General features: G+C 62.4%; 22 protein-coding genes and 1 pseudogene. 17 read left to right on the plus strand and 6 right to left on the minus strand.

The window, feature by feature from the left end:
* Position 1 precedes the first annotated feature (1 nt).
* Positions 2 to 484, minus strand: coding sequence for a zinc ribbon-containing protein (locus ACZ9IL_RS12450; RefSeq protein ID WP_476003793.1), 483 nt, complete (start codon positions 482 to 484; stop codon positions 2 to 4).
* A 145-nt stretch (positions 485 to 629) separates the two neighbouring features.
* Here ACZ9IL_RS12450 and leuS point away from each other — a divergent pair, with 145 nt between their 5' ends.
* The 15 genes from leuS to ACZ9IL_RS12525 all read left to right on the plus strand — a co-directional run bounded on the left by leuS (position 630) and on the right by ACZ9IL_RS12525 (position 16,081).
* A complete protein-coding gene (gene leuS / locus ACZ9IL_RS12455) occupies positions 630 to 3,209 on the plus strand; it encodes a leucine--tRNA ligase (RefSeq protein WP_476003794.1) in 2,580 nt (859 codons plus the stop codon).
* A gap of 79 nt (positions 3,210 to 3,288) precedes the next feature.
* Positions 3,289 to 3,771, plus strand: coding sequence for an LPS-assembly lipoprotein LptE (locus ACZ9IL_RS12460; RefSeq protein WP_476003795.1), 483 nt, complete (start codon positions 3,289 to 3,291; stop codon positions 3,769 to 3,771).
* A 15-nt stretch (positions 3,772 to 3,786) separates the two neighbouring features.
* Positions 3,787 to 4,818: a DNA polymerase III subunit delta gene (gene holA / locus ACZ9IL_RS12465; RefSeq protein WP_476003796.1), complete on the plus strand. Its 1,032-nt coding sequence runs from the start codon at positions 3,787 to 3,789 to the stop codon at positions 4,816 to 4,818.
* A 76-nt stretch (positions 4,819 to 4,894) separates the two neighbouring features.
* A complete protein-coding gene (nadD, locus tag ACZ9IL_RS12470; protein ID WP_476003797.1) occupies positions 4,895 to 5,542 on the plus strand; it encodes a nicotinate-nucleotide adenylyltransferase in 648 nt (215 codons plus the stop codon).
* Between the two features lie 206 nt (positions 5,543 to 5,748).
* Complete coding sequence (gene rsfS / locus ACZ9IL_RS12475) at positions 5,749 to 6,087, plus strand: ribosome silencing factor (protein WP_476003798.1); 339 nt, start codon at positions 5,749 to 5,751, stop codon at positions 6,085 to 6,087.
* Positions 6,088 to 6,125: 38 nt separating this feature from the next.
* The gene (rlmH, locus tag ACZ9IL_RS12480; RefSeq protein ID WP_476003799.1) at positions 6,126 to 6,593 is read left to right on the plus strand and encodes a 23S rRNA (pseudouridine(1915)-N(3))-methyltransferase RlmH; all 468 of its coding nucleotides are present in this window, start codon (positions 6,126 to 6,128) and stop codon (positions 6,591 to 6,593) included.
* Between the two features lie 47 nt (positions 6,594 to 6,640).
* Positions 6,641 to 8,569, plus strand: coding sequence for a penicillin-binding protein 2 (gene mrdA, locus ACZ9IL_RS12485; protein ID WP_476003800.1), 1,929 nt, complete (start codon positions 6,641 to 6,643; stop codon positions 8,567 to 8,569).
* Positions 8,562 to 9,665 (plus strand): rod shape-determining protein RodA, encoded by a 1,104-nt coding sequence (gene rodA / locus ACZ9IL_RS12490; RefSeq protein WP_476003801.1) that lies wholly within the window; start codon positions 8,562 to 8,564, stop codon positions 9,663 to 9,665. The genes mrdA and rodA overlap by 8 nt, the downstream gene beginning before the upstream one ends.
* Positions 9,665 to 10,675, plus strand: a complete 1,011-nt coding sequence (mltB, locus tag ACZ9IL_RS12495; RefSeq protein ID WP_476003802.1) for a lytic murein transglycosylase B — start codon at positions 9,665 to 9,667, stop codon at positions 10,673 to 10,675. Before rodA ends, mltB begins: the two co-directional genes overlap by 1 nt.
* Positions 10,617 to 11,540: a septal ring lytic transglycosylase RlpA family protein gene (locus ACZ9IL_RS12500; RefSeq protein WP_476003803.1), complete on the plus strand. Its 924-nt coding sequence runs from the start codon at positions 10,617 to 10,619 to the stop codon at positions 11,538 to 11,540. Before mltB ends, ACZ9IL_RS12500 begins: the two co-directional genes overlap by 59 nt.
* Positions 11,541 to 11,729: 189 nt before the next feature.
* Positions 11,730 to 12,959, plus strand: a complete 1,230-nt coding sequence (locus ACZ9IL_RS12505) for a serine hydrolase (RefSeq protein WP_476003804.1) — start codon at positions 11,730 to 11,732, stop codon at positions 12,957 to 12,959.
* A 280-nt stretch (positions 12,960 to 13,239) separates the two neighbouring features.
* On the plus strand, positions 13,240 to 13,503 hold the full coding sequence (gene ybeD, locus ACZ9IL_RS12510) for a DUF493 family protein YbeD (protein WP_033130951.1): 264 nt from the start codon (positions 13,240 to 13,242) through the stop codon (positions 13,501 to 13,503).
* Positions 13,504 to 13,599: 96 nt separating this feature from the next.
* Entirely contained in the window at positions 13,600 to 14,289 is a 690-nt protein-coding gene (gene lipB / locus ACZ9IL_RS12515; protein ID WP_476003805.1) for a lipoyl(octanoyl) transferase LipB, read from the plus strand.
* A gap of 84 nt (positions 14,290 to 14,373) precedes the next feature.
* On the plus strand, positions 14,374 to 15,339 hold the full coding sequence (gene lipA / locus ACZ9IL_RS12520; RefSeq protein WP_033130949.1) for a lipoyl synthase: 966 nt from the start codon (positions 14,374 to 14,376) through the stop codon (positions 15,337 to 15,339).
* A gap of 250 nt (positions 15,340 to 15,589) precedes the next feature.
* A complete protein-coding gene (locus tag ACZ9IL_RS12525; RefSeq protein ID WP_476003806.1) occupies positions 15,590 to 16,081 on the plus strand; it encodes a GNAT family N-acetyltransferase in 492 nt (163 codons plus the stop codon).
* A gap of 34 nt (positions 16,082 to 16,115) precedes the next feature.
* Here ACZ9IL_RS12525 and nqrE read toward each other — a convergent pair whose 3' ends face one another.
* The 4 genes and pseudogenes from nqrE to ACZ9IL_RS12545 form a co-directional block, all read right to left on the minus strand.
* Positions 16,116 to 16,715 carry an NADH:ubiquinone reductase (Na(+)-transporting) subunit E gene (nqrE, locus tag ACZ9IL_RS12530; RefSeq protein WP_476003807.1) on the minus strand — a complete coding sequence of 200 codons (600 nt, stop codon included), beginning with the start codon at positions 16,713 to 16,715 and terminating at the stop codon, positions 16,116 to 16,118.
* A 172-nt stretch (positions 16,716 to 16,887) separates the two neighbouring features.
* Positions 16,888 to 17,313 (minus strand): hypothetical protein, encoded by a 426-nt coding sequence (locus tag ACZ9IL_RS12535; RefSeq protein ID WP_476003808.1) that lies wholly within the window; start codon positions 17,311 to 17,313, stop codon positions 16,888 to 16,890.
* 250 nt (positions 17,314 to 17,563) lie between these two features.
* The gene (recJ, locus tag ACZ9IL_RS12540) at positions 17,564 to 19,294 is read right to left on the minus strand and encodes a single-stranded-DNA-specific exonuclease RecJ (RefSeq protein ID WP_476003809.1); all 1,731 of its coding nucleotides are present in this window, start codon (positions 19,292 to 19,294) and stop codon (positions 17,564 to 17,566) included.
* Positions 19,257 to 19,893, minus strand: a pseudogene (locus ACZ9IL_RS12545) (thioredoxin domain-containing protein). The gene recJ and the pseudogene ACZ9IL_RS12545 overlap by 38 nt, the downstream one beginning before the upstream one ends.
* Before the next feature lie 279 nt (positions 19,894 to 20,172).
* Between ACZ9IL_RS12545 and mscL the strand changes: the two are divergent.
* Positions 20,173 to 20,580, plus strand: coding sequence for a large-conductance mechanosensitive channel protein MscL (mscL, locus tag ACZ9IL_RS12550; RefSeq protein WP_476003810.1), 408 nt, complete (start codon positions 20,173 to 20,175; stop codon positions 20,578 to 20,580).
* 103 nt (positions 20,581 to 20,683) lie between these two features.
* On the opposite strand, the gene xerD is transcribed toward mscL, so the two are convergent.
* Entirely contained in the window at positions 20,684 to 21,595 is a 912-nt protein-coding gene (xerD, locus tag ACZ9IL_RS12555) for a site-specific tyrosine recombinase XerD (protein WP_476003811.1), read from the minus strand.
* A gap of 233 nt (positions 21,596 to 21,828) precedes the next feature.
* Between xerD and fldB the strand changes: the two genes are divergently transcribed.
* Entirely contained in the window at positions 21,829 to 22,347 is a 519-nt protein-coding gene (gene fldB / locus ACZ9IL_RS12560; RefSeq protein WP_476003812.1) for a flavodoxin FldB, read from the plus strand.
* Positions 22,348 to 22,527: the final 180 nt, after the last annotated feature.

Consider the following 22,527-nt stretch of genomic DNA (forward strand, 5'->3'; position numbering starts at 1 on the left):
ATCAGGGGGAGAGCGGCTCGCGGTGATACTCGTTGGCGCCGCACTCGGGGCAGGTACCGAGCTGCTCCGGGTGCAGCACGGTATGGCGCCATTCGCAGCTATCGCACACCAGCACGCCGAGCCCGACCCAGTCGCCTGCCCGGTAAACGCCCTTGTGCTCCAGCTCGTCCGCCAGTTCGCTCCACTCCACCTGTGCCCGGTCGGTCACGTCCGCGAGCCAGGACCAGGCGGTGTCTTTGAGCGCCAGCATGAAGGCCGACTCGGGCGCCTCGGCCCGTCCCTCGTCATAGTTGCCGAGATCCCGTTTTACGTATTCGGCGATCAGCGCGAGCTCGTCCTGGGTCAGGTCACCGGCCGCCTCAAGGTAAGCCTGAACTTTGGCGATCATCCGGTTGAGGCGCTCCCCCTGGAACTCTTCCGTCTCCTCCCAGTGCTTCTTGAGCTGGGCAATGAAGGCTTCGTACCCTTTTTGACGTTTGTCCATGATCGTTACTCCTCTGCTGAACCCAGATCATGCCAGAGCCGAGACCCGGCGGATGCTGGCGGTTGTTGCCGCCGCAGGATATGGGTATTCTATCGGGATTTCCCAGCCGTTTTATCTATTCATTTCACAGATCCGGATGTCACCAATGCAAGAGCAATACGTTCCCCAATCCATCGAACCAGCAGTGCAGCAGCACTGGGATGCCAAGAAAACCTTCAAGGCCATGGAGAAAGTAGACAAAGAGAAGTTCTACTGCCTGTCCATGTTCCCTTATCCGTCTGGTCGTCTACACATGGGGCACGTGCGTAACTACACCATAGGTGATGTGATCTCCCGTTATCAACGGCTCAATGGCAAGAATGTGCTGCAACCCATCGGCTGGGATGCGTTCGGTCTGCCGGCAGAAAACGCCGCCATCAAGAACGCCACGGCGCCGGCCCCCTGGACCTACGAAAACATCGAATACATGAAGAACCAGCTGAAAATGCTGGGGCTTGGCTACGACTGGGATCGCGAGCTCGCCACCTGCAAGCCGGATTACTACCGCTGGGAGCAGTGGTTCTTCACCAAGCTGTATGAGAAGGGTCTGGTCTACAAGAAGACCTCCTCCGTCAACTGGTGTCCGAACGACATGACGGTGCTGGCCAACGAGCAGGTGATCGACAACTGCTGCTGGCGCTGTGACACCCCGGTGGAGCAGAAAGAGATCCCGCAGTGGTTCATCAAGATCACCGACTATGCGGAAGAGTTGCTGAACGATATCGACAACCTCGACGGCTGGCCCGAGATGGTCAAGACCATGCAGCGCAACTGGATTGGCCGCTCCGAAGGAGTCAACATCAGCTTCCGGGTCGATGGCCAGGACGACAGCCTCGAGGTCTACACCACCCGCCCGGACACCTTCATGGGCGTGACCTATGTCGGTATCGCCGCTGGCCACCCGCTGGCCCAGCAGGCTGCCGCCAGCAACCCCGAACTGACTGCTTTTATCGACGAATGCAAGAACACCAAGGTGGCCGAAGCCGAGCTCGCCACCATGGAGAAGAAGGGCATGGCCACCGGCCTCTATGTCATTCACCCGCTGGATGGCCGCAAGGTGCCGGTCTGGGTCGCCAACTTCGTGCTGATGAACTACGGCACCGGCGCCGTGATGGCCGTGCCCGGCCACGACTTGCGCGACCACGAGTTCGCCACCAAATATGGCCTCGAGATCAAACCCGTCATCAAGCCGGCCGATGGCGAAGCAACTGATGTGATTGCCGCCGCTTACACCGACAAGGGCGTGCTGTTCAACTCCGGCGAGTTCGACGGCCTCGAGTTCCAGGCAGCCTTCGATGCCATCGCCACCAAGCTGGAGGCGGAAGGCAAGGGCAAGCGCACCGTCAACTTCCGTCTGCGTGACTGGGGTGTCTCCCGTCAGCGCTACTGGGGTGCCCCCATCCCCATGCTGACCCTGGCCGACGGCACCGTGGTGCCGACCCCGGAAGATCAGCTGCCGGTACTGCTGCCCGAAGACGTGGTGATGGACGGCATCCAGAGCCCGATCAAGGCCGATCCCGAGTGGGCCAAGACCAGCTACAACGGCCAGGAAGCGTTCCGCGAGACCGATACCTTCGACACCTTCATGGAGTCCTCCTGGTACTACGCCCGCTACTGCTCCCCGGACTATGACAAGGGCATGCTGGATCCGGCGGCCGCCAACCACTGGCTGCCGGTGGATCAGTACATCGGCGGCATCGAGCACGCCTGTATGCACCTGCTCTACGCCCGCTTCTTCCACAAGCTGCTGCGCGATGCTGGCCTGGTCAACAGCGACGAGCCGTTCAAGCGGCTGCTCTGCCAGGGCATGGTGCTGGCTGACGCCTTCTACTACAAGGACGAGAAGGGCGGCAACGTCTGGGTCAGCCCGACCGACGTCAAGGTGGAGCGTGACGACAAGGGTCGCATCACCAAGGCGGTGGACAATGAGGGCCGCGAAGTGATCCACTCCGGCATGACCAAGATGTCCAAGTCCAAGAACAACGGCATCGATCCCCAGCTGATGGTGGAGCGTTACGGCGCCGACACCGTGCGGCTGTTCATGATGTTCGCCTCCCCGGCCGACATGACCCTGGAGTGGTCCGATTCCGGCGTCGAGGGTGCCCAGCGTTTCCTGCGTCGCCTGTGGCGCCTGACCTTCGAGCACGTCAGTGCCGGTGCCGCGCCCGCGCTGAATCTGGCCGCCCTCACCAGCGACCAGAAAGCCGTTCGCCGCGAATTGCACAAGACCATCGCCAAGGTGAGCGATGACGTGGGTCGTCGTCAGACCTTCAACACCGCCATCGCCGCCATCATGGAGCTGATGAACAACCTGACCAAGCTCGGCACCGACGAGCAGGACCGCGCCCTGATGCAGGAAGCGCTGGAAGCCGTGCTGGTCATGCTCTACCCCATCACCCCGCACATCGGCTTCGAGCTGTGGAAGATGCTGGGCAAGGAAGGGGACATCGACGTGACCGCTTGGCCGGTGGCCGACGAGAGTGCCATGGTCGAGACCGAGAAGCTGGTGGTGGTGCAGATCAACGGCAAGATGCGCGGCAAGCTGACCGTACCGGCCGAGATAAGCCAGGCCGATGTCGAGAAGCTGGCCATGGCCGATGCCTCGGTGCAGAAGTTCACCGACGGCCTGACCGTGCGCAAGGTGGTCTACGTGCCGGGCAAGTTGCTCAACATCGTTGCCAACTGACTCGCCAACTGATCCTGGCCAACGATGATGACGGCGGGCCTGGCCCGCCGTCCTTTACATCATTCAAAGAGGAATTCACATGGGCATGTCCCTTACTCGCTGGATTGCCATCGCGCTGACGGGCCTGCTGCTGCAGGCCTGCGGTTTTCAGATGCGGGGCACCGCCATTCCCCCCGAGCTCATGACCATGAAGGTGGTCGGTGACAACAAGAGCGATTTCTATCGCATGGTGACCACCCGCCTCAAGGCTGCCGGGGTGACCCTGGCCGACAAGGAGGGCATTCCGGTGATGACCCTCGCGGGCATCAGCAGCAGCAGCCAGGTTGCCTCCGTCGACGCCATCGGTCAGGAGCGTGAGTACCTGCTCGGCTACAGCACCCAGTTCAGCATCAGCATGCAGGGCAAGCCGACCCAGGTCTTCCCCATCACCTTCAACCGCAGCTTCCTGAACAAGCCGGATGCAGCCCTCGCCTCGTCCCGCGAACAGGAGCAGCTCGGCAAGGAGATGCAGGAACAGGCCGCCAACCTGGTCATCCGCCAGCTCAGCCAGGTCAAGTTCTGATGCGAGTAGCTTAAATTGAGAGTCTATCCCGAGCAGTTTGCAGATCACCTCAAGGCGGGGCTCAAGCCCTGCTATCTGGTGTTTGGTGATGAGCCACTGCTCAAACTGGAGGCCATCGACGCCATTCGTCAGGTGGCCCTCAAGCAAGGTTTCGATGAGCGCCACAGTTTCGCGGTGGAGGCCGGGCTGGACTGGAATCGGGTCTATGATGCCTGTCAGGCCATGAGCCTGTTCTCCGCCCGCCAGATCATCGAGCTGGAGCTGCCCGCCAAGGTCGACAAGGATCTCGCCACCCGCATCGGCGAAATAGGCAAACAGCTGCATCCCGACCTGCTGCTGGTGCTCTCGGGTACCCGCCTCAATCAAACCCAGATGAAAGCGGCCTGGTTCGACAAGCTCGGTCAGATTGGCACCTACGTGCCGGTCAATCATCCCGAGCCGCGCTTCTTCCCGCGCTGGATGGGGGCCCGTTTCCAGCGCTTCGGCCTCAAGGCGATGCCGGATGCCATCAACTTCATGTGTCATGCCTATGAAGGCAACCTGCTGGCCGCGAGCCAGGAGATAGAGAAGCTGACCCTGCTCTCGCCGCCCCAACCCATCAGCGTCGCCTATCTGCAAGAGACCATCATCCGCCACGCTCACTTCACGCCGTTTCAGCTCATCGACTGTCTGCTGGAGGGCAAGGTGAACCGAGCTCAGCGTATCCTGTTGGCGCTGCGTGCCGAAGGCACCGAGCCCGGCATGCTGGCCTGGGCCCTGTGCCGCGAGCTGGAGCAGCTCACCGAGCTGGCCCTGGCGGCGCGGGCCGGCCAACCCCTGGTGGAGCACTTCTCCCGCCTGCGTATCTGGCAGAGCCGCCAGCAGCTCATCCAGCAGGCCCTGATCCGGCTGCCGTTTGGCAAGATACAGCAGCTGTGGCAGTTGATGGCCCGGCTCGACGATGCCCAGCGCAGCTTCGACATCGAACAAGCCTGGCTGATGTTGCAGACCATCGCGCTGGGCTTTCGCGATGCCACCCCGCTACCGCTGCTGGAGCCCGCATGCTGAAGGCCCCCATCGGGATCCTGGGGGGCACCTTCGATCCTATCCATGCCTGCATCCTTGGGCCCACGGGGACAAGAACATGTTGAAAGCGCCGATCGGTATTCTGGGGGGTACCTTCGATCCGATACATATCGGCCATCTGCGCCCGGCCATCGAGGCCCGTGAGACGCTCGGGCTGGCCGAGGTGCGCCTGATCCCGAATCATATTCCCCCTCACAGGACCAGCCCGTTCTGCTCGAGCGAGCAGCGCCTGGCCATGGTCGCGCTGGCGGCGACAGAGAATCCGGGCTTCGTGGTGGATGCGCGGGAGATAAGGCGAAACAACCCCTCCTACACCCTCGATACCCTGATTGAACTGCGGGCGGAGCTGCCGGACACCCCGCTCTGCTTCCTGATGGGAATGGACTCCCTGCTCGGCCTGCCGAGCTGGCATCGCTGGCGGGAGCTGCTCGATTATGCCCATCTGGTGGTGAGCCAGCGCCCGGGCTGGCGACCGGATTATCCAGGGGAGGTGGCCGAGCTGCTAGCTCGCCATCAGACTCAGGACCCGCTGGATCTGCATCGACACCGTCACGGCCACCTCTGGCTGAGCGACAACCTGCCCATCGAGCTGTCGGCCACCCGCTTGAGAACCCTGCTGGCAGCAGGACGGGATCCCAGGTATTTGTTGCCGGCCTCGGTGGCCGACTATATCGAGCAGCACAAGCTCTACCAGCCGACACCCTGAGGCGTACCCCGTACCGGCCAGACTATTGTCCGGCGCTGTTGCGCACTATAGTGATCGACAGGGGCCTGCCCTGCTCCGTCCCGCTCATTGGCGGCCGGGCGGCGACCCCGGATCCATTCCCTTTGCCGGGCTGGGAAACGGGAGTGACCATGATATAATCCGCCGCCTTTACGCTGTACAGTGCGCCGGAAGATAGGAGAAGACATTTGCAAGGCCAAGAATTACTCGCCTTTATCGTCGACAAGATCGATGACATGAAAGGCCGCGATATCATCACCCTGGATGTACGCGGCCAATCCACCATCACCGACACCATGATCATCTGCTCCGGCAACTCCAGTCGTCACGTCAGTGCCATCGCCCACAACCTGGCCAGCGAGGCCCGCCACGCCGGGCTCGCACTGTTGAGCGTGGAAGGCCAGCTCAGTGGTGAATGGGTGCTGGTGGACATGGGATCGGTCATCGTCCACGTGATGCAGGATGAATACCGCGACTTCTACCAACTGGAAAAACTCTGGGGCGGCGCCCAAGTGCAGACGCAATAGTGCGCAAGCACAATACAAGGGTGCAAGTGTAAAGAACGATGAAGATCCAGTTGATTGCGGTGGGCACCAAGATGCCTGCCTGGGTAGAGCATGGCTTCGAAGAGTACCGTCGCCGTTTCCCGAAAGACATGCCGTTCGAACTGATCGAGATCGGCGCAGGCAAACGCGGCAAAAATGCCGACATTCCCCGCATCCTGCAGAAGGAAGGGGAAGCCATGCTGGCCGCCGCCGGCCGCTCCCGCCTCGTCACCCTGGACATTCCGGGCAAGCCCTGGACCACGGAACAACTCGCGGTGCAACTGGAAGCCTGGAAGCTGGATGGCCGCGACGTGGCGCTGCTGGTCGGTGGACCAGAAGGCCTGTCGCCGGAATGCAAGGCCGCCGCCGAGCAGAGCTGGTCGCTGTCGCCCTTGACCCTGCCCCATCCGCTGGTGCGGGTGCTGGTGGCCGAGAGCCTCTATCGTGCCTGGAGCATCACCACCAACCACCCGTATCATCGAGAGTGAGCCATGGGGTCTATCTCTTTTCCTCTCGTCGGCCATAAGGTAGCGGCATGCTGAAGAATCGCATCGAAATGCGCGATCACAGTGCCGAGGGACGTCTGTTCTTTCGGCGCACCCTGGTGGCCTACATCGGCATGGTGGTGCTCATGCTGGTGCTGCTGGGCAACCTCTATTATCTGCAGGTTGAGTCTTACGAGACCTACCAGACCCGTTCCAACGACAACCGGATCCGGGTCGTGCCGGTGGCGCCACCCCGCGGCCTCATCTATGACGCCAACGGCGTGCTGCTGGCCGAGAACCGCCCGGTCTACAGCCTGGAAATAGTGCCGGAAGAGACCGAGGATCTGGAGAAGACCGCCGACGATCTCATCACCCTGCTGGCCCTGCCAGAGGGCACCAAGGAGAAGTTCCTGGCCGAGGTCAAACGCCAGCGCCGCTTCAAGCCGGTGCCCCTGTTCGAGAAGCTGACCGAGTATCAGGTCGCGCTGTTCTCGGTCAATCAGCATAACTACCCGGGTGCCAGCATCGAGGCCTATCTCAAGCGTTACTATCCGTTTGGCGATACCCTGACCCATGCGCTCGGCTATGTGGCCAAGATCAACACCCGCGACGTGGAGCGCCTCGATAAAGAAGAGAAGCTCGCCAACTATGCCGCCACCAAGGACATCGGCAAGCAGGGGGTGGAGAAGTTCTACGAGGATCAGCTGCACGGCGTGGCGGGCTACCAGGAGGTCGAGGTCAACAACCGCGGCCGAGTGGTGCGTACCCTCAAGTTCCAGGCCCCTGAGCCCGGCAAGGACATCTACCTCAACATCGACATTCGTCTGCAGCTCAAGGCACAAGAGCTGCTGGCAGGCCGCCGGGGCGCCATCGTCATGATGGATCCCAACACCGGCGCCATCCTGGCCATGGAGTCGAGCCCGAGCTACGACCCCAACCTGTTCGTGACCGGCATCTCCAACACCAACTATTCGGCGCTGCTCAACGATCCGGCCCGCCCGCTGGTGAACCGCACCACTCAGGGCATCTATGCTCCCGCCTCCACCGTCAAACCCATGATGGCGGTGATGGGGCTCAACGAAGGGGCCATTACCCCGAACTACCGCTACTTCGGCGGCCCCAGCTTCTCCATCCCGGGCACCACCAAGAAGTTTCGTGACTGGCGCCGTTGGGGCCACGGCTGGCTCGATGTCTACCGCGCCATCGAGGTGTCGGCGGATACCTACTTCTACGATCTTGCTTACCGGGTCGGCATCGACAAGATCCACGCCTACATGACCAAGTTCGGCTTCGGTCAGTACAGCGGCGTCGACCTGTTCGAGGAGACCCGCGGGGTCATGCCGTCCCGCGACTGGAAGATGGCACGCTGGCGCCAACCCTGGTACCAGGGGGACACCATCTCCATCGGCATCGGCCAGGGCTACTGGAGCGCCACCCCGATCCAGCTAGCCAAGGCGATCAGCATCCTGACCCAGAACGGTCACGACGTGACGCCGCACCTGCTCAAGAGCACCGCCTCGGCGGACGGGGTGGTCAACGCCCCCATCAACCCGAACATCGCCATCGCCGCCAAGAGCGATACCTATTGGCAGGTAGCCAAAGACGGCATGTGGCGCGTCATCAACGGCCACGAAGGCACCGGCCGCCGCGCCTTTGCCAACACCCCCTACAAGGCGGCAGGCAAGTCGGGGACCGCCCAGGTCGTGGGGCTGAAAGAGAACCAGGTCTACAACGCGGCCACCACCAAGATGGAGCACCGCGACAACGCCCTGTTCGTCTCCTTTGCCCCCTTCGATGCCCCCAAGGCTGTGGTCGCCCTGGTGCTGGAAAACGCCGGTGGCGGCAGTGCCGTGGCGGCGCCGGTCGCCCGCCACATGCTGGATGCCTATCTGTTGCCGCCAGAGCCGCAGCTGCCGCCGGCCCCCAGCCAGCCCGCCCCTGTGAGCCCGAATCCGAACGAGGTCGACTCCAATGAGTAATTCCGCTCGCCAGCAGAGCATCTGGTATCGCCTGCACATCGACTTGCCGCTGCTGCTCGGCCTGCTGGCCCTGATGACCCTCTCCATGGTGGTGCTCTACTCCGCCTCGGGGCAGGACTTCGACTCCATCGTGCGCCAGCTGGTGCGCGGCGGCCTGGCCTTCAGCCTGATGATAGGGCTGGCCCAGTTGCCGCCCTCGCTCTATGCCCGCTGGTCGGTCCCGCTGTTTGTGGTGGTGGTGGTACTGCTGATCGCGGTAGACGTATTCGGCCACATCGGCAAGGGCGCGCAGCGCTGGCTGGACCTCGGCTTCATGAAGTTCCAGCCCTCCGAGGTGATGAAGCTCTCCATGCCCATCATGGTGGCCGCCTGGCTCAGTCGGCACTCCCTGCCGCCGAAGTTCAGCCACGTGCTGATCGCTCTGGTGATGGTGCTGCTGCCGACCCTGCTGATCGCGGCCCAGCCCGATCTCGGCACCTCCATCCTGGTGGCCGCCTCCGGCTTCTTCGTCATCTTCCTGGCGGGGATCAGCTGGTGGCTGATCGGGCTGGCGGTATTGCTGATCTGCGCCTTCATGCCGGTGCTCTGGTTCTTCCTGATGCACGACTACCAGCGCCAGCGGGTGTTGATGCTGCTGGACCCGGAGAAGGACCCCCTCGGCCGCGGTTATCACATCATCCAGTCCAAGATAGCGATCGGCTCCGGTGGCGTGTTCGGCAAGGGCTGGCTGCAGGGCACCCAGTCCCAGCTGGAGTTCCTGCCCGAGCGCCACACCGACTTCATCTTCGCGGTGTTCAGCGAGGAGTTCGGCCTGGTTGGCGTGGCCCTGCTGCTGGTGATCTATCTCTACATCATCAGTCGCTGCCTGTTCATCTCCATGCAGGCCCAGAACAGCTTCGAACGCCTGCTCGGCGGTGCCCTGACGCTCACCTTCTTCGTCTATGTGTTCGTCAACATGGGCATGGTAAGCGGCATACTGCCGGTGGTGGGGGTGCCCCTGCCGCTGGTGAGCTATGGCGGCACCTCCATGGTGACCCTGATGGCCGGCTTCGGCATCCTGATGTCCATCCAAACTCACAGACGACTGCTCGCCTGATGCATCGGTTGTGGTGGCTCACTCTTTGTGCGCTGGCGCTCGGCCCCTTGCCGGCCAGTGCGGCCCCCGAGCCACCCCAGCTCGGCCGGCTGGCCGAGCAGCAAGCCGTGCCCCTTGCCGAGTTGCAGGCAGCCACCGCAAAGGCCCAACTGCGCCAGGAGATCCTCGACACCATGGCCCGCCCATGGGAGGCCAAACCCTGGCACCGCTACCGGCCGCTGTTCGTCACCCCCGATCGGATCCGGAACGGAGTCGCGTTCTGGCAGCGTCACGCCGATGCGCTGGCCCGGGCCGAACAGACCTATCGAGTGCCAGCCTCCCTCATCGTCGCCATCATCGGCATCGAGACCTTCTATGGCCGTCAGATGGGTCGTCATTCCGTGCTCGACAGCCTCTACACCCTGGGTTTTCACTATCCCGCGCGAGCGGAGTTCTTCGCCAAGGAGTTCGCCCAGCTGGTACTGCTTGCTCGGGAGGAGAAGTGGTCGCTCACCCGCCTCAAGGGCTCCTACGCGGGCGCCATGGGCATGGGCCAGTTCATGCCCTCCAGTTATCGCCACTACGCCGTCGATTTTGACGGGGACGGCAGACGGGATCTGTTTGCCAATCCGGTGGATGCCATCGGCAGCGTAGCCAACTACTTCGCCGAGCATCGCTGGCGCTGGGGTGAGTCCGCCGTCGAGCCCGCCTTGATCGGACTGGCGCCAGTGAGTACCCTGCTGGGGCCCGATCCCGAGCTCAAACAGCAGTGGGCCGAGCTGGCGGCCGCCGGGATCGAACTCGCCACCCCGCTGGCACCCGAGACACCGGTGAAACTGCTGGCATTGGAGCAGGCCGACGGACCGGAATACTGGGTCGCGCGCCACAATTTTTATGTGATCACCCGCTATAACCGCAGTCCGCTCTATGCGATGGCGGTGCATCAACTCAGTCAAGCCATCCAGGACGCTTATGCATTACAGCCACAAACTTCTCCCCCTCAGCCTGACCTTGTTGCTGGCCGCCTGTAGCAGCCAACCGGAGCAGCCACCGCTGCCCGAAGCACCCGTGGTGCAGGAAAAGCCCCAGGTGATCGAGATCCCGCAGGCCACCGGCGCCATCCCGCGTCCCGAGCCCCTGAGCGCGAGCGGCAACCGGGACTACTGGATAGGTAAACAGAAATTCGAGGTGTGGCGCGACATCAAGCACTACAGCGAGGAGGGCACCGCCAGCTGGCTGGCCCAGGATCTGGATGGCCAGAAGACCGCCAACGGTGACGTGCAAGACAGCACCCTGTTCAGCGCCGCCCACCGCAACCTGCCGCTGCCGAGCTATGTGCGAGTCACCAACCTGGACAACGGGCTGGAGACCATAGTGCGGGTCAACGATCGCGGCCCCTTCGGCAGCGATCGGCTGATCGATCTCTCCCATGCGGCGGCCAAGCAGCTGGAGATGGTGGAGAACGGCGAGGCGCGGGTGCGACTCGAGCTCATCAACGACACCCCGGACCAGATGGTCGAGATGGTGCCCATGACACCGATGCAGCCCATGCAGCCGACGGCCCCGGCCCAGGAAGGCACCTTCCTGGGTGAGCCCACGCCTGCGCCAGCCACCCCGCCCAAGGCCGCCGCCAAACCGGCAGTAACCGCGACCACGACTGTCTCCGCGGCCAACACCGGCCAGGGCAAGATGATCCAGGTGCTGGCCAGCGGCTCCCAACCGAGGGCCGAGGCCATGGGCAAGGTGATGACCCAGCGCTATGGCGTGCCCTACCAGGTGGTGGCCCATGACGCCATCTTCCGGGTCCTGCTGGGGCCAGTCGCGGCCGACCAGCAAGCCTCCCTGCTGGAGCAGATCCGCCAGGGCGGACTGGAGCAGGCCTTCATCGTGCCCTGAGCCCGTGTGAAAAATGCCCTGGCCCGGCGTCACGTCGTATCCCGGCGTGACGCCGAGCCTTGACCGATAAAAACCGGTCCAGATCGCATGTCGGGCTATGACCGACCGGCACATCTGGTATAGTGAAGCCCGCTTTTTTTAACTTGTTTTAACTTGGGTACTCCCCATCCAGGCACCAGGAATTTCAAGATGTCCAAATTTGCCCGCTCCGTTATTCTGGCCTCCCTGTTAAGCGCCACCGCCCAGGCCAACCAGCCAGTCCCGACGCCGGATTCAGCCCTGCCGAGCGCCCAACCGGTGCCGACCCTGAACACCGCCCCCATGGTCGTGCCCGCTGCGCCGGAGATCTCCGCCAAGGCTCACATCCTGATCGATTACTACTCGGGTCAGGTACTGGCCGAGCAGAACGCCGAAGAGCGTCTGCCGCCCGCCAGTCTGACCAAGATGATGACCTCCTACATCATTGGCCAGGAGCTGGCCAAGGGGAACATCAAGCGCACCGACATGGTGACCATCAGCCAGAACGCCTGGTCCAAGAACTACTCCGACTCCTCCAAGATGTTCATCGAGGTGGGCAAGCAGGTCTCGGTCGATGATCTCAACAAGGGCATCATCATCCAGTCCGGCAACGACGCCTGCGTCGCCATGGCCGAACATCTGGCCGGCAGCACCGACTCCTTCGCCAGCCTGATGAACAGCTGGGCCGCCAAGCTCGGCATGAATGACAGCCAGTTCAAGAACCCGCACGGGCTGGATGCCGAGGGTCACTACAGTACCGCCCACGACATGGCGCGCCTAGGTCAGGCACTCATCCGCGATCTGCCGGAGGAGTACAAGATCTACGCCCAGAAGTCCTTCGTGTTCAACGGCATCACCCAGCACAACCGTAACCGTCTGCTGTGGGATCAATCCCTGCAAGTGGATGGCATCAAGACCGGCCACGTCAGCCAGGTCGGCTACAACCTGGTCTCCTCCGCCACCAACAACGAAGGCATGCGCCTGATCGCCGTGGTGCTGGGTGCCAGCAGCGAAGGTTCCCGCGCCGCCGAGAGCAAGAAGCTGCTGACCTACGGTTTCCGCTTCTTCCAGAGCCTGACCCCGTACAAGGCCGGCACCGAGCTGGTCACCCAGAAGATCTGGATGGGTGACAAGCCCGAAGTCAAACTGGGTGTCGATCAGGACGTCTCCGTGCTGGTCACCCGCGGTCAGGGCAATAACCTCAAGGCCGACTTCCAGCTCGAAAGCGAGTTGAAGGCACCGCTGGCCAAGGGCCAACGAGTCGGCACCGTGTTCCTGAAACAGGGTGACAAGGAGATCAAGCAGGTTCCGCTGGTTGCCCTCGAAGAGGTACAGGAAGGCGGGCTGGTGAGCCGTCTGTGGGATTATCTGGTCCTGCTGGTCTCCAGCTGGTTCAAGTAAGCCGCAGCATAAAATAGTGATAAACGAGCGGCGCCAATGGGCGCCGCTCTCCAGTTTAGGCCCCAGCAAGCGAATAACCCTGCAAACTGCAGGTTCCGCCGAGGGTCTATTTGTGGTAAAAAGCAGCACTTCCACGTCTTGTCGACCGGCCCGGACCTTGATCCTGGCGTGGGCCATGCCCATATTGACTGATACTGGCGGCCTGATGCCTCATCGGCCATACAAGATCAAAGATGAAGTCGTTTCGTGACGACGCCAAACGACGATAAAAGGTGAGTAAATGAATACCAAGTTTGATGAACTGCTGGAGTTTCCCTGCAAGTTCCCGTTCAAGGTGCTCGGCGTGGCTGACCCGGCCCTGCCGGACAGGGTGGTTGAAGTGCTGCAACAGCACGCTCCTGGCACCTACAGCCCGACCGTGCAACCCAGCAGCAAGGGCAACTATCACTCGGTACGAGTGACGGTCAATGCCCAGAGCAAGGAACACATCGAAGCCATGTACACCGCACTTGGCAAGATCGAGCTGGTTCGCTACGTCCTGTGAGTCGTCTCTCTCGCCCCGCTCCAGGGGCGAGCGATTATTTACCACCCAGCTTTGCCGACCCCGATTGCCGACATAAGCGCCTGTTCGTGAGGAAAGATGTCACCTCAGATCCCCGCCCAGCCACAGCTGTTGGTCAGACAGTTGGGCCGTCGCCCCTACCAGCCGGTATGGGACGCCATGAAGGCTTTCACCGACAGCCGCAGCCCCGACACCCCCGATGAGTTCTGGGTGGTGGAGCACGATCCCGTCTACACCCAGGGCCAGGCGGGCAAGGCCGAGCATCTGCTCGCCCCCGGCGACATCCCCGTGGTGCAGAGCGATCGCGGCGGCCAGGTGACCTACCACGGTCCCGGTCAGCTGGTGCTCTATGTGTTGGTGGATGTGCGCCGCAGCAAGCTCACGGTGCGCGAGCTGGTGACCTGCCTCGAGCGCGCCATCATCAACACCCTCGCCAAGAGTGACATCGAGGCCTACGCCAAAGCCGATGCCCCCGGCGTCTACGTGAAGCACGAGCTCGGCCTCCCGATGCAGACAGAAGCCAAGGTGGCTTCCCTTGGCCTCAGGATCCGCAAGGGCTGCTCCTTCCACGGGTTGGCCCTCAATATCAACATGGACATGACCCCCTTCCTGCGCATCAATCCGTGCGGCTATGCGGGCATGGCCATGACCCAGACCAGTGCCCTGGGTGGCCCTCGGAGCGTGGCCGAGGCGCAGTCCATCCTGGTGAGGGAGCTGGCCAGCCTGATCGGCTATCAAACCATCATCAATACCGAAGAGGCGGCATGAGCAAACCATGCCGCGCGGCCATGAGGGTACAGCGATGACCCTGGTGACTATCAATCAGACAATAACAAACACCGAGAGTGAATCATGAGCAAACCCGTTCGTATGGAGCCGGGCGTCAAGCTGCGCGATGGCGACAAGATGGCCCTGATCCCGGTGAAATTCATGCCGGATCCCAACGAAGAAGTGCTGCGCAAGCCGGACTGGATGCGGATCAAGCTGCCGCCGTCGAGCCAGAAGATCGAGCACATCAAGAGCACCCTGCGCAAGAACAAGCTGCACTCGGTGTGTGAAGAGGCCTCCTGTCCCAACCTGGCAGAATGTTTCAACCACGGCACCGCCACCTTCATGATCATGGGCGCCATATGCACCCGTCGCTGCCCCTTCTGCGACGTCGCCCACGGTCGCCCGCTGGCGCTGGATCCCGACGAGCCGAAGAAGCTGGCGCTGACCATCAAGGAGATGGGGCTGAAATACGTGGTGATCACCTCGGTGGACCGCGACGATCTGCGCGACGGCGGTGCCCAGCACTTCGCCGACTGCATCAAGCAGATCCGTGAACACAGCCCGCAGACTCGCATCGAGATCCTGACCCCGGACTTCCGTGGCCGCATGGAGCAGGCGCTCGAAGTATTCCGCGAGACCCCGCCGGACGTGTTCAACCACAACCTGGAAACCGCCCCGCGCATGTACCGCGTCGCCCGCCCCGGTGCCGACTACAAGTGGTCGCTGGAGCTGCTGCGCCGCATCAAGGAGATGCACCCCCATGTGCCGACCAAGTCCGGCGTCATGATGGGTCTTGGCGAGACCAACGAAGAGATAGTTCAGGTGCTGACCGACTTGCGCGAGCATGGCGTCAACATGCTGACCCTGGGTCAGTATCTGCAGCCGAGCCGCCACCACCTGCCGGTGAAGCGCTACGTGCCGCCCGCAGAGTTCGATGAGCTGAAAGACGTCGCCATGGGGCTGGGTTTCTCCCACGCCGCCTGCGGTCCCTTCGTGCGCTCTTCTTACCACGCGGACCTGCAAGCCAAGGGCGAAGAGGTCAAATAACCTCGTCGGGAGCGAGCGCGAAATAACGCAACCTTCCCTGCCAACTGCAAGCCAGGGGCGAAGAGGTCACATCAATCTCCCCGTCCCTGACAGAAAAAGAGCGCCCAGAGGCGCTCTTTTTTTATCGATTCTCGCTTCGCTCCAAGCCCGCTCTGACCCACCTCATCACCGTCCAGAACAGCAGGCTTTGTGTCGTCCCCTCTTCGCGGGTTAACCTGACCGTCCCTTGTCCCTTTAAGTGATCAGCAGGATGCCGACTCCGCTCGTTCGGCTGCTCCCCATGAGTGAGCAGCACTACCCCGACTATTGCGCCTATTTCATCGCGGATTACGCGCAAGATCTCGCCAGCAACCACGGCCATGATCTCCCCACCGCACGCCACAAGGCCGAGCAGACGCTGTGCCACTCCTTGCCACAGGGGATCGCCACCCCGGGCCACAGCCTGCTCTGCATATTGCCGGCTGAGGATGGCGGCGCAGAGGACGAGCCCCTCGGCTACCTCTGGCACGCCATCCAGGCCGACAAGGGAGAGACCTTCATCTGCGACTTCTACATGGCCCCGACCCACCGTGGTCAGGGCTATGGCAAGGCCGCCATGGCGGCGCTGGAGGCCGAGCTCAAGGTCATGGGGGTCAACCAGATCAAACTGCGGGTCGCCCAGGACAACCCGCGGGCGCTGGCGCTCTACCAGGAGCTGGGGTTCGTCATCACCGGTTACAACATGGCCAGGCGCCTGGACTGACGGCCATCCGAGTCGCCAGTCGCTCGCACTCGCCTTAGAGCGACATGCCGGAGAAGGACATGAAGCCCAGCGACATCAGCCCGGCCACGATGAAGGTGATACCGATGCCGCGCAGCCCCTCCGGCACATCCGAATACTTCATCTTCTGGCGCAGACCGGCGATGGCGACGATGGCCAGCAGCCAGCCCAATCCTGAACCCGCCCCATAGACCACGGATTCAATGAAGTCGTAGTCCCGCTGGGCCATGAACATCACCCCGCCGAAGATGGCGCAGTGCACCGTCAGCAGCGGCAGATAGATGCCGAGGGCGTGATAGAGCGCCGGAAAGTGTTTGTCGAGCACCATCTCCATCACCTGCACCAGCGCCGCCAACACCCCTATGTAGACGATGAAGTCGAGAAAGCTGAGATCAAACTCCCCGAGGAAGGTGCTGTCCGGGCGCAGGATATGGCGGTAGATCAGGTTGCTGAGGGGGATGGCGATCACCATCACCACCAGTACCGTCATGCCGAGGCCAAAGGCGGTGTTGATATTCTTGGATACAGCCAGAAAGGTGCACATGCCAAGGAAGAAGGCCAGGGCCAGGTTTTCGACAAAGATCGAGTGAATGAACAGGTTTACGTAATATTCCATCGGGTCGGCTCACGGGTTGCACGGACAGTCTCGTCCCGGGCGGCCATCACGCCGGCGGGACCGGGATCACAAGGTGCGGCAACGAACAGAGGCGGCAACCGGCAGGGCTACCGGAACCTGGAGCAATGAGGAAGACGCCGAGTCGGGCACGCACTTGATTGCGAGCCGGCCGTCAGTCGCCTTGGCAGAACCTGAATCTAAGATGGCGGCACCCCAGCAGACGCCGGTGGAGATAGCCGAAGTGAGCGGGCACCTGCCTGAGGTAGATGAGGGGCAGGAAGAACATCAAGCCGCAGAGCCAGTCCAGGATGTCGTGCTGGAACCAGGCCAGCAGCACACGGTAGAGCTCGGGATCCGCGCCCCCTTCCAGCCGGCGTCCCTGCTCGAAGCTGAGTCGCCACTGGCCGCCGGGGGGCAGGCTGACACTGTTGACGAACCCGGGATCGGACTGCTCGTGCAACTGCATCGAGGCGCCCTGGCCGACCGAGGCCTGACGAACGGCTGTACCGACCTCTGCCGCGGCAAAGGCGGCAAGCCACAGCAGACTGGTGATGGCGAGAGCCATCGCCCAGGTCGAGAGTCGGCCAGAAGGTGACAAGCGGGCACTCCCTTTTTGAAAAGAGGATTCAGCGAGGGCGAATATATCACAATCCATCTTTTTATTGAATTTTAAACCCTGTAAATCAGCGTGGATTAATACTAAAAACCCTCGTTATCAATAAGCCAGCAATTTAAAACCACCATGAGCGAAGGGAACATTCACTATGTGCCCCGAAGTGCAACCGCCCACAACAACACGGCCACCCCGAGGGATGGCCGTGACAAGAGAGCTGACAAGCGGCCAACGGCTAGAGACCGGCGGCTTCCAGATGCTCCACCAGCAGCTGCACGCTGCGGTTGCCGCGCCACTCGTTGACGTCGAGTCGGTAGACCAGCCGCACCCGTTTCACCGAGGCATCCGGCCAGCGCTTGAGATCGACCCCGAAGACGATGGCATCCACCGCATGGCCGGAATCCGTGGTCAGCATCAGCTTGAGGTGCTTCTCCCCCACCAGCCGCTGCTGCACCAGCACGAACTCGCCGTCGAACAGCGGTTCCGGGAAAGCCTGACCCCAGGGGCCGGAGGCGCGGATCAGCTCCGCCAGCTCCAGGCTCAGTTCGTCCGGCAGCAGCTCGCCGTCGGTGAGCAGCACCCCGGTCAGCAGCTCCGGCGTCACCAGCTCACCGATCACCGTCTCGAACGCCCGGCTGAACGCCTCTATGTTGGCCTTGGGCAGGGTCAGCCCCGCTGCCATGGCGTGGCCGCCGAACTTGCCCATCAGCCCTGGATGGAGGGTGTCGAGCAACTCCAGTGCGTCGCGCAGGTGTACACCGGGGATGGAGCGCCCCGAGCCCTTGAGCTCGGTGTCGCTGCTCTCGGCAAAGGCGATCACGGGTCTGTAGTACTTCTCCTTGATCTTGGAGGCCACCAGCCCCACCACTCCCTGATGCCACTCGTCTCTGTGCAGCACTATGCCGTTTGGCACCTCACCGTCACGGAAGCGGATCTGCTCCAGGGTGGCGAGCGCCTCCTGCTGCATGCCCTGCTCTATCTCCTTGCGCTCCTGGTTGAGGCTGTCCATCTCCGCCGCCAGCTGACGCGCCAGGTTGATGTCATCGCACAAGAGGCAGGCGACCCCGAGGGACATGTCATCGAGCCGGCCCACCGCATTGAGGCGCGGGCCGAGGGCGAAGCCGAGATCGGCGGCGCACAGGCGGCGACCGTCGCGGCCCGACACGTCCACCAGCGCCTGAATGCCGGGACGACAGCGGCCGGCCCGGATCCGTTGCAGACCCTGATGCACCAGGATGCGATTGTTGCCATCCAGCGCCACCACATCGGCGACCGTGCCGAGCGCCACCAGATCCAGATAGTCCGCCACATTGGGGGCACGAATGCCCTGGCGCTCATACCAGCCAGCCTGGCGCAGATGGGTGTTGAGGGCCGCCATCAGGTAGAAGGCGACGCCGACCCCGGCCAGGGACTTGGAGGGGAAGTCGCAGCCGCGTTGGTTGGGATTCACTATTGCATCGGCGTCAGGCAGTTCATGGCCCGGCAGGTGATGATCGGTGACCAATACCGGCATGCCGGCCGCCTTGGCCGCCGCCACCCCGGCGATGCTGGAGATACCGTTGTCCACGGTGATCAGGAACTCGGCGCCGCGCGCCACCGCCAGCGCCACTATCTCGGGGGTGAGGCCATAACCGAACTCGAAGCGGTTCGGCACCAGGAAGTCGATGTGCTTGCCGCCCATGGCCCGCAGCGCCAGCACGCACAGGGCCGAGCTGGTGGCGCCGTCGCAGTCGAAGTCGCCGACGATCAGGATACGTTTCTGGGCCGTCAGAGCGGCGGCCAGCAGCGGCACCGCCTGCTCCATACCAAACAGGCGCTGAGGCGGCAGCAGCGAGCTGGCGCTGCGCTCGAGCAGGACAGGATCCTCGACGCCACGACTGGCGAAGATCTGGCGCAGCAGGGGATGCAGGGTGGCGGGCAGATGGGAATCATCCACCCGAGGACGACGACGGATTTGCAGGGGCATCGATATGATCCAGTATCTTGAGCAGTTGTTCAGGGCGCTGGTAACCGCGCAACAGATCCCCGTTTGGCAGGACCCGGCTCGGCAGCGCCTTGATCCCGAGCCACTGGCTCAGGCCGATATGATGGGCAAGGATCTCATTACAACTGCCATCAGGCAAACGATCACTGAGATTGAGTTCTCCGAGCAGCCCGGGAGCGCGCCAGGTCGCCTGCGCCTCGGCCAGTTCGGCCGAGCCCCGGCAGTAACTGCACACTCACTCCCCTCGCCTGCAAAATGGGCAACTCATCGAGTGTGGCGCGGCTGTTGCGACAGCGCAGATCGGTAGACAGGGCGAGATGATGGCGCTCATGGGGTGCCTTGAGCTGCATCCGTGCCTCCCCTCTCTGGGCAAGGGCCAACCGGCGCTGGCGTTGCTGACCCTGCATGCTGGGGTTTCTCATGTCGTGACCCAGATCCAGCATGGTGCCCTGCAGGAACAGGCCGGGTACTGGGGTCTCGTCGACCAGGAAGATCTGCACGCCGAGGCGCTGCGTGATGGTCTGTTTCAACGGCTGGGTATCCATCCCCGCTCCGACGCCAAAGGCACACAGCAGCATCATCCGCAGCGGTAAATGCTTAATTTCCTTACCAAGCCAGCATCAATGAATAGATTGGCACGAAAAACCAGCGAGAAAGGCACCTTAATCCATTAATTACAGATCAATTAATAGTCTGGGCGCGAAAAATTCTTATTCCAACAGGTTGCCAATTGGGCCGAGGCCCAGCAAGCTAATCAGGACAACAGGAAGCAAGAAGGTCATCCCGCTGTTTTTCTGGTGCTTTATTATTCAAATCAAGGAGCGGCGTCGTCGCATCCTGCCCATTTTTTGGAGGGGAAAATGAGTCTGATTCAAGAGTTCAAGGCCTTTGCATCCAGAGGCAACGTGATCGACATGGCGGTCGGTATCATCATAGGTGCCGCCTTTGGCAAGATTGTCTCCTCCTTCGTGGGTGATGTGATCATGCCGCCCATCGGCCTCATCCTCGGTGGCGTTGACTTCAGCGACCTCGCGGTGACCCTGAAGGCCGCCGAAGGGGCCGCCCCCGCCGTGGTCATCGCCTATGGCAAATTTATCCAGACCATCATCGACTTCCTGATCATCTCTTTTGCCATCTTCATGGGGCTCAAGGCCGTCAACACCCTCAAGAAGAAGCAGGAAGAAGCCGCCGCCCCGGCCGGCCCGACCAAGGATCAGGAGCTGCTGACCGAGATCCGCGATCTGCTCAAATCCCAACAGGGCAAATAAGCCCGCAGCCAGTCCGGCTCTTGCAAAAAAACCGCCACGAGGCGGTTTTTTTATGGGCGCAAGCCCAGGACGAGGCGCGACCGCCTTCGTCAGGGGCGGAAATTCAGGCCCGCGGATGGTGCTCTCCGTGCAGCATCTTGAGCCGTTCGTTCGCCACATGGGTGTAGATCTGGGTGGTGGAGAGATCCGCGTGACCCAGCAGCATCTGCACCACCCGCAGATCGGCACCGTGGTTGAGCAGGTGAGTGGCGAAGGCGTGGCGCAGGGTATGGGGGGAGAGTTCCCCCCTGATCCCGGCACGCATGGCATAGAGCTTGATGCGGTGCCAGAAGGTCTGGCGGGTCATCATCCTGGCCTGCTTGGAGGGGAACACCACGTCCGAGCTGGTGCCGCCGAGCAGCAGGGTGCGCCCCTCCCGGTAATAACGCTCCAGCCAATGGACGGCCTCCTCCCCCATGGGCACCAGCCGCTCCTTGTTGCCCTTGCCCACCACCCGCACCAGCCCCTGGCGCAGACTGACGTGCTCAGCGGTGAGCCCCACCAGCTCGGAGACCCGCAGCCCGGTGGCATAGAGCAGCTCCAGCATCGCCCGATCCCGCAGCTCCAGCGGATCGTCCACCAGCGGCGCGGTGAGCAGCGCCTCCACCTCGGCCTCGCTCAAGTCGGCGGGCAGCTTCTTGGGCAGCTTGGGTCCCTCCAGCAGCACGGTGGGATCGTCGCTGCGCAGCTTCTCCCGATTGAGGTACTGGTAGAAGCGGCGCAGGGCAGACAGGAAGCGGGCGGTGCTGCTGGCGGCAAACTGCTTGTCCACCCGCCAGGCGAGGTAGTGCTGGATCTCGTCCATCCCCGCCAGCAACAGGGAGCCGCCCTGTTCATCGAGCCAGAGCGCAAACTTCTCCAGATCGGTGCGATAGGAGCTGACCGTATTGTCGGACAGGCCACGCTCCAGCCAGAGTGCATCGAGGAAGGGCTCGATCAGGGGATGGTTGTGCTGTGCTGGGGCGGGCTTGGTCATGGGCTTGAGTCTTCGACAAAGGGTGCGCCATTGTAGCGTGGCCCCAAGGCACGGCAAGTGATGACCCGAGGACCCTGCCCGGTGAAGGGCGAGCCGCAATCTGTTAGACTGGCGCCCCTCCCCCCTGGCCCGCCAGGCTCACCCCGGCGAACCTGAAGCAGCCAGGCAGCCCTGTCTGCGGCCAAGACAGGGGATGATGCAAGACGGCTCTGTTTTACGGTAAGGACAGTACGATGAAGATTGGTTTGTTTTACGGCTCTACCACCTGTTACACCGAGATGGCCGCCGAGAAGATCCGTGCCCTCATCGGCCCCGAGCTGGTCGATCTCCACAACATCAAAGATGTGCCCCTCGTCCGCATGCAGGAGTACGACATCCTGATCCTGGGCATCTCCACCTGGGATTTCGGCGAGTTGCAGGAAGACTGGGAGTCCCGCTGGGAAGACATCGGCGATCTCCATCTGGAAGGACGCATCATCGCCCTGTTCGGCATGGGCGATCAGCTGGGTTATGGCGAATGGTATCAGGATGCCCTCGGCCTGCTGCACGATCAGCTGGTGCCCAAAGGCGTCAAGCTGGTGGGCTACTGGCCCAACGAAGGCTACGAGTTCGATGCCTCCAAGGCGCTGATCGACGATGGCCGCCACTTCGTCGGTCTGGCCCTCGACGATGCCAATCAGTATGACCAGACCGAGCCCCGCATCGAGCAGTGGGTCGATCAGATCCTCGGCGAGATCCACGAGCTGCTGTAATCGCACCGGGTGGCTTGCTTGAAGCCACCGGGTGCAGATCTCGAGCCGATTGCCCCAATCGGTATCATCGCATGACGCCATGACGACTTTTTTGCACAGGTCTGTAACAATGAAACCGCCCCCAGTCACCCTCGGCGCCGGGGGGCGGCCGTAAACAGGCTCAGACCAGAAAAGGATATG

This window comes from Aeromonas sp. TECH754 (assembly GCF_056279295.1).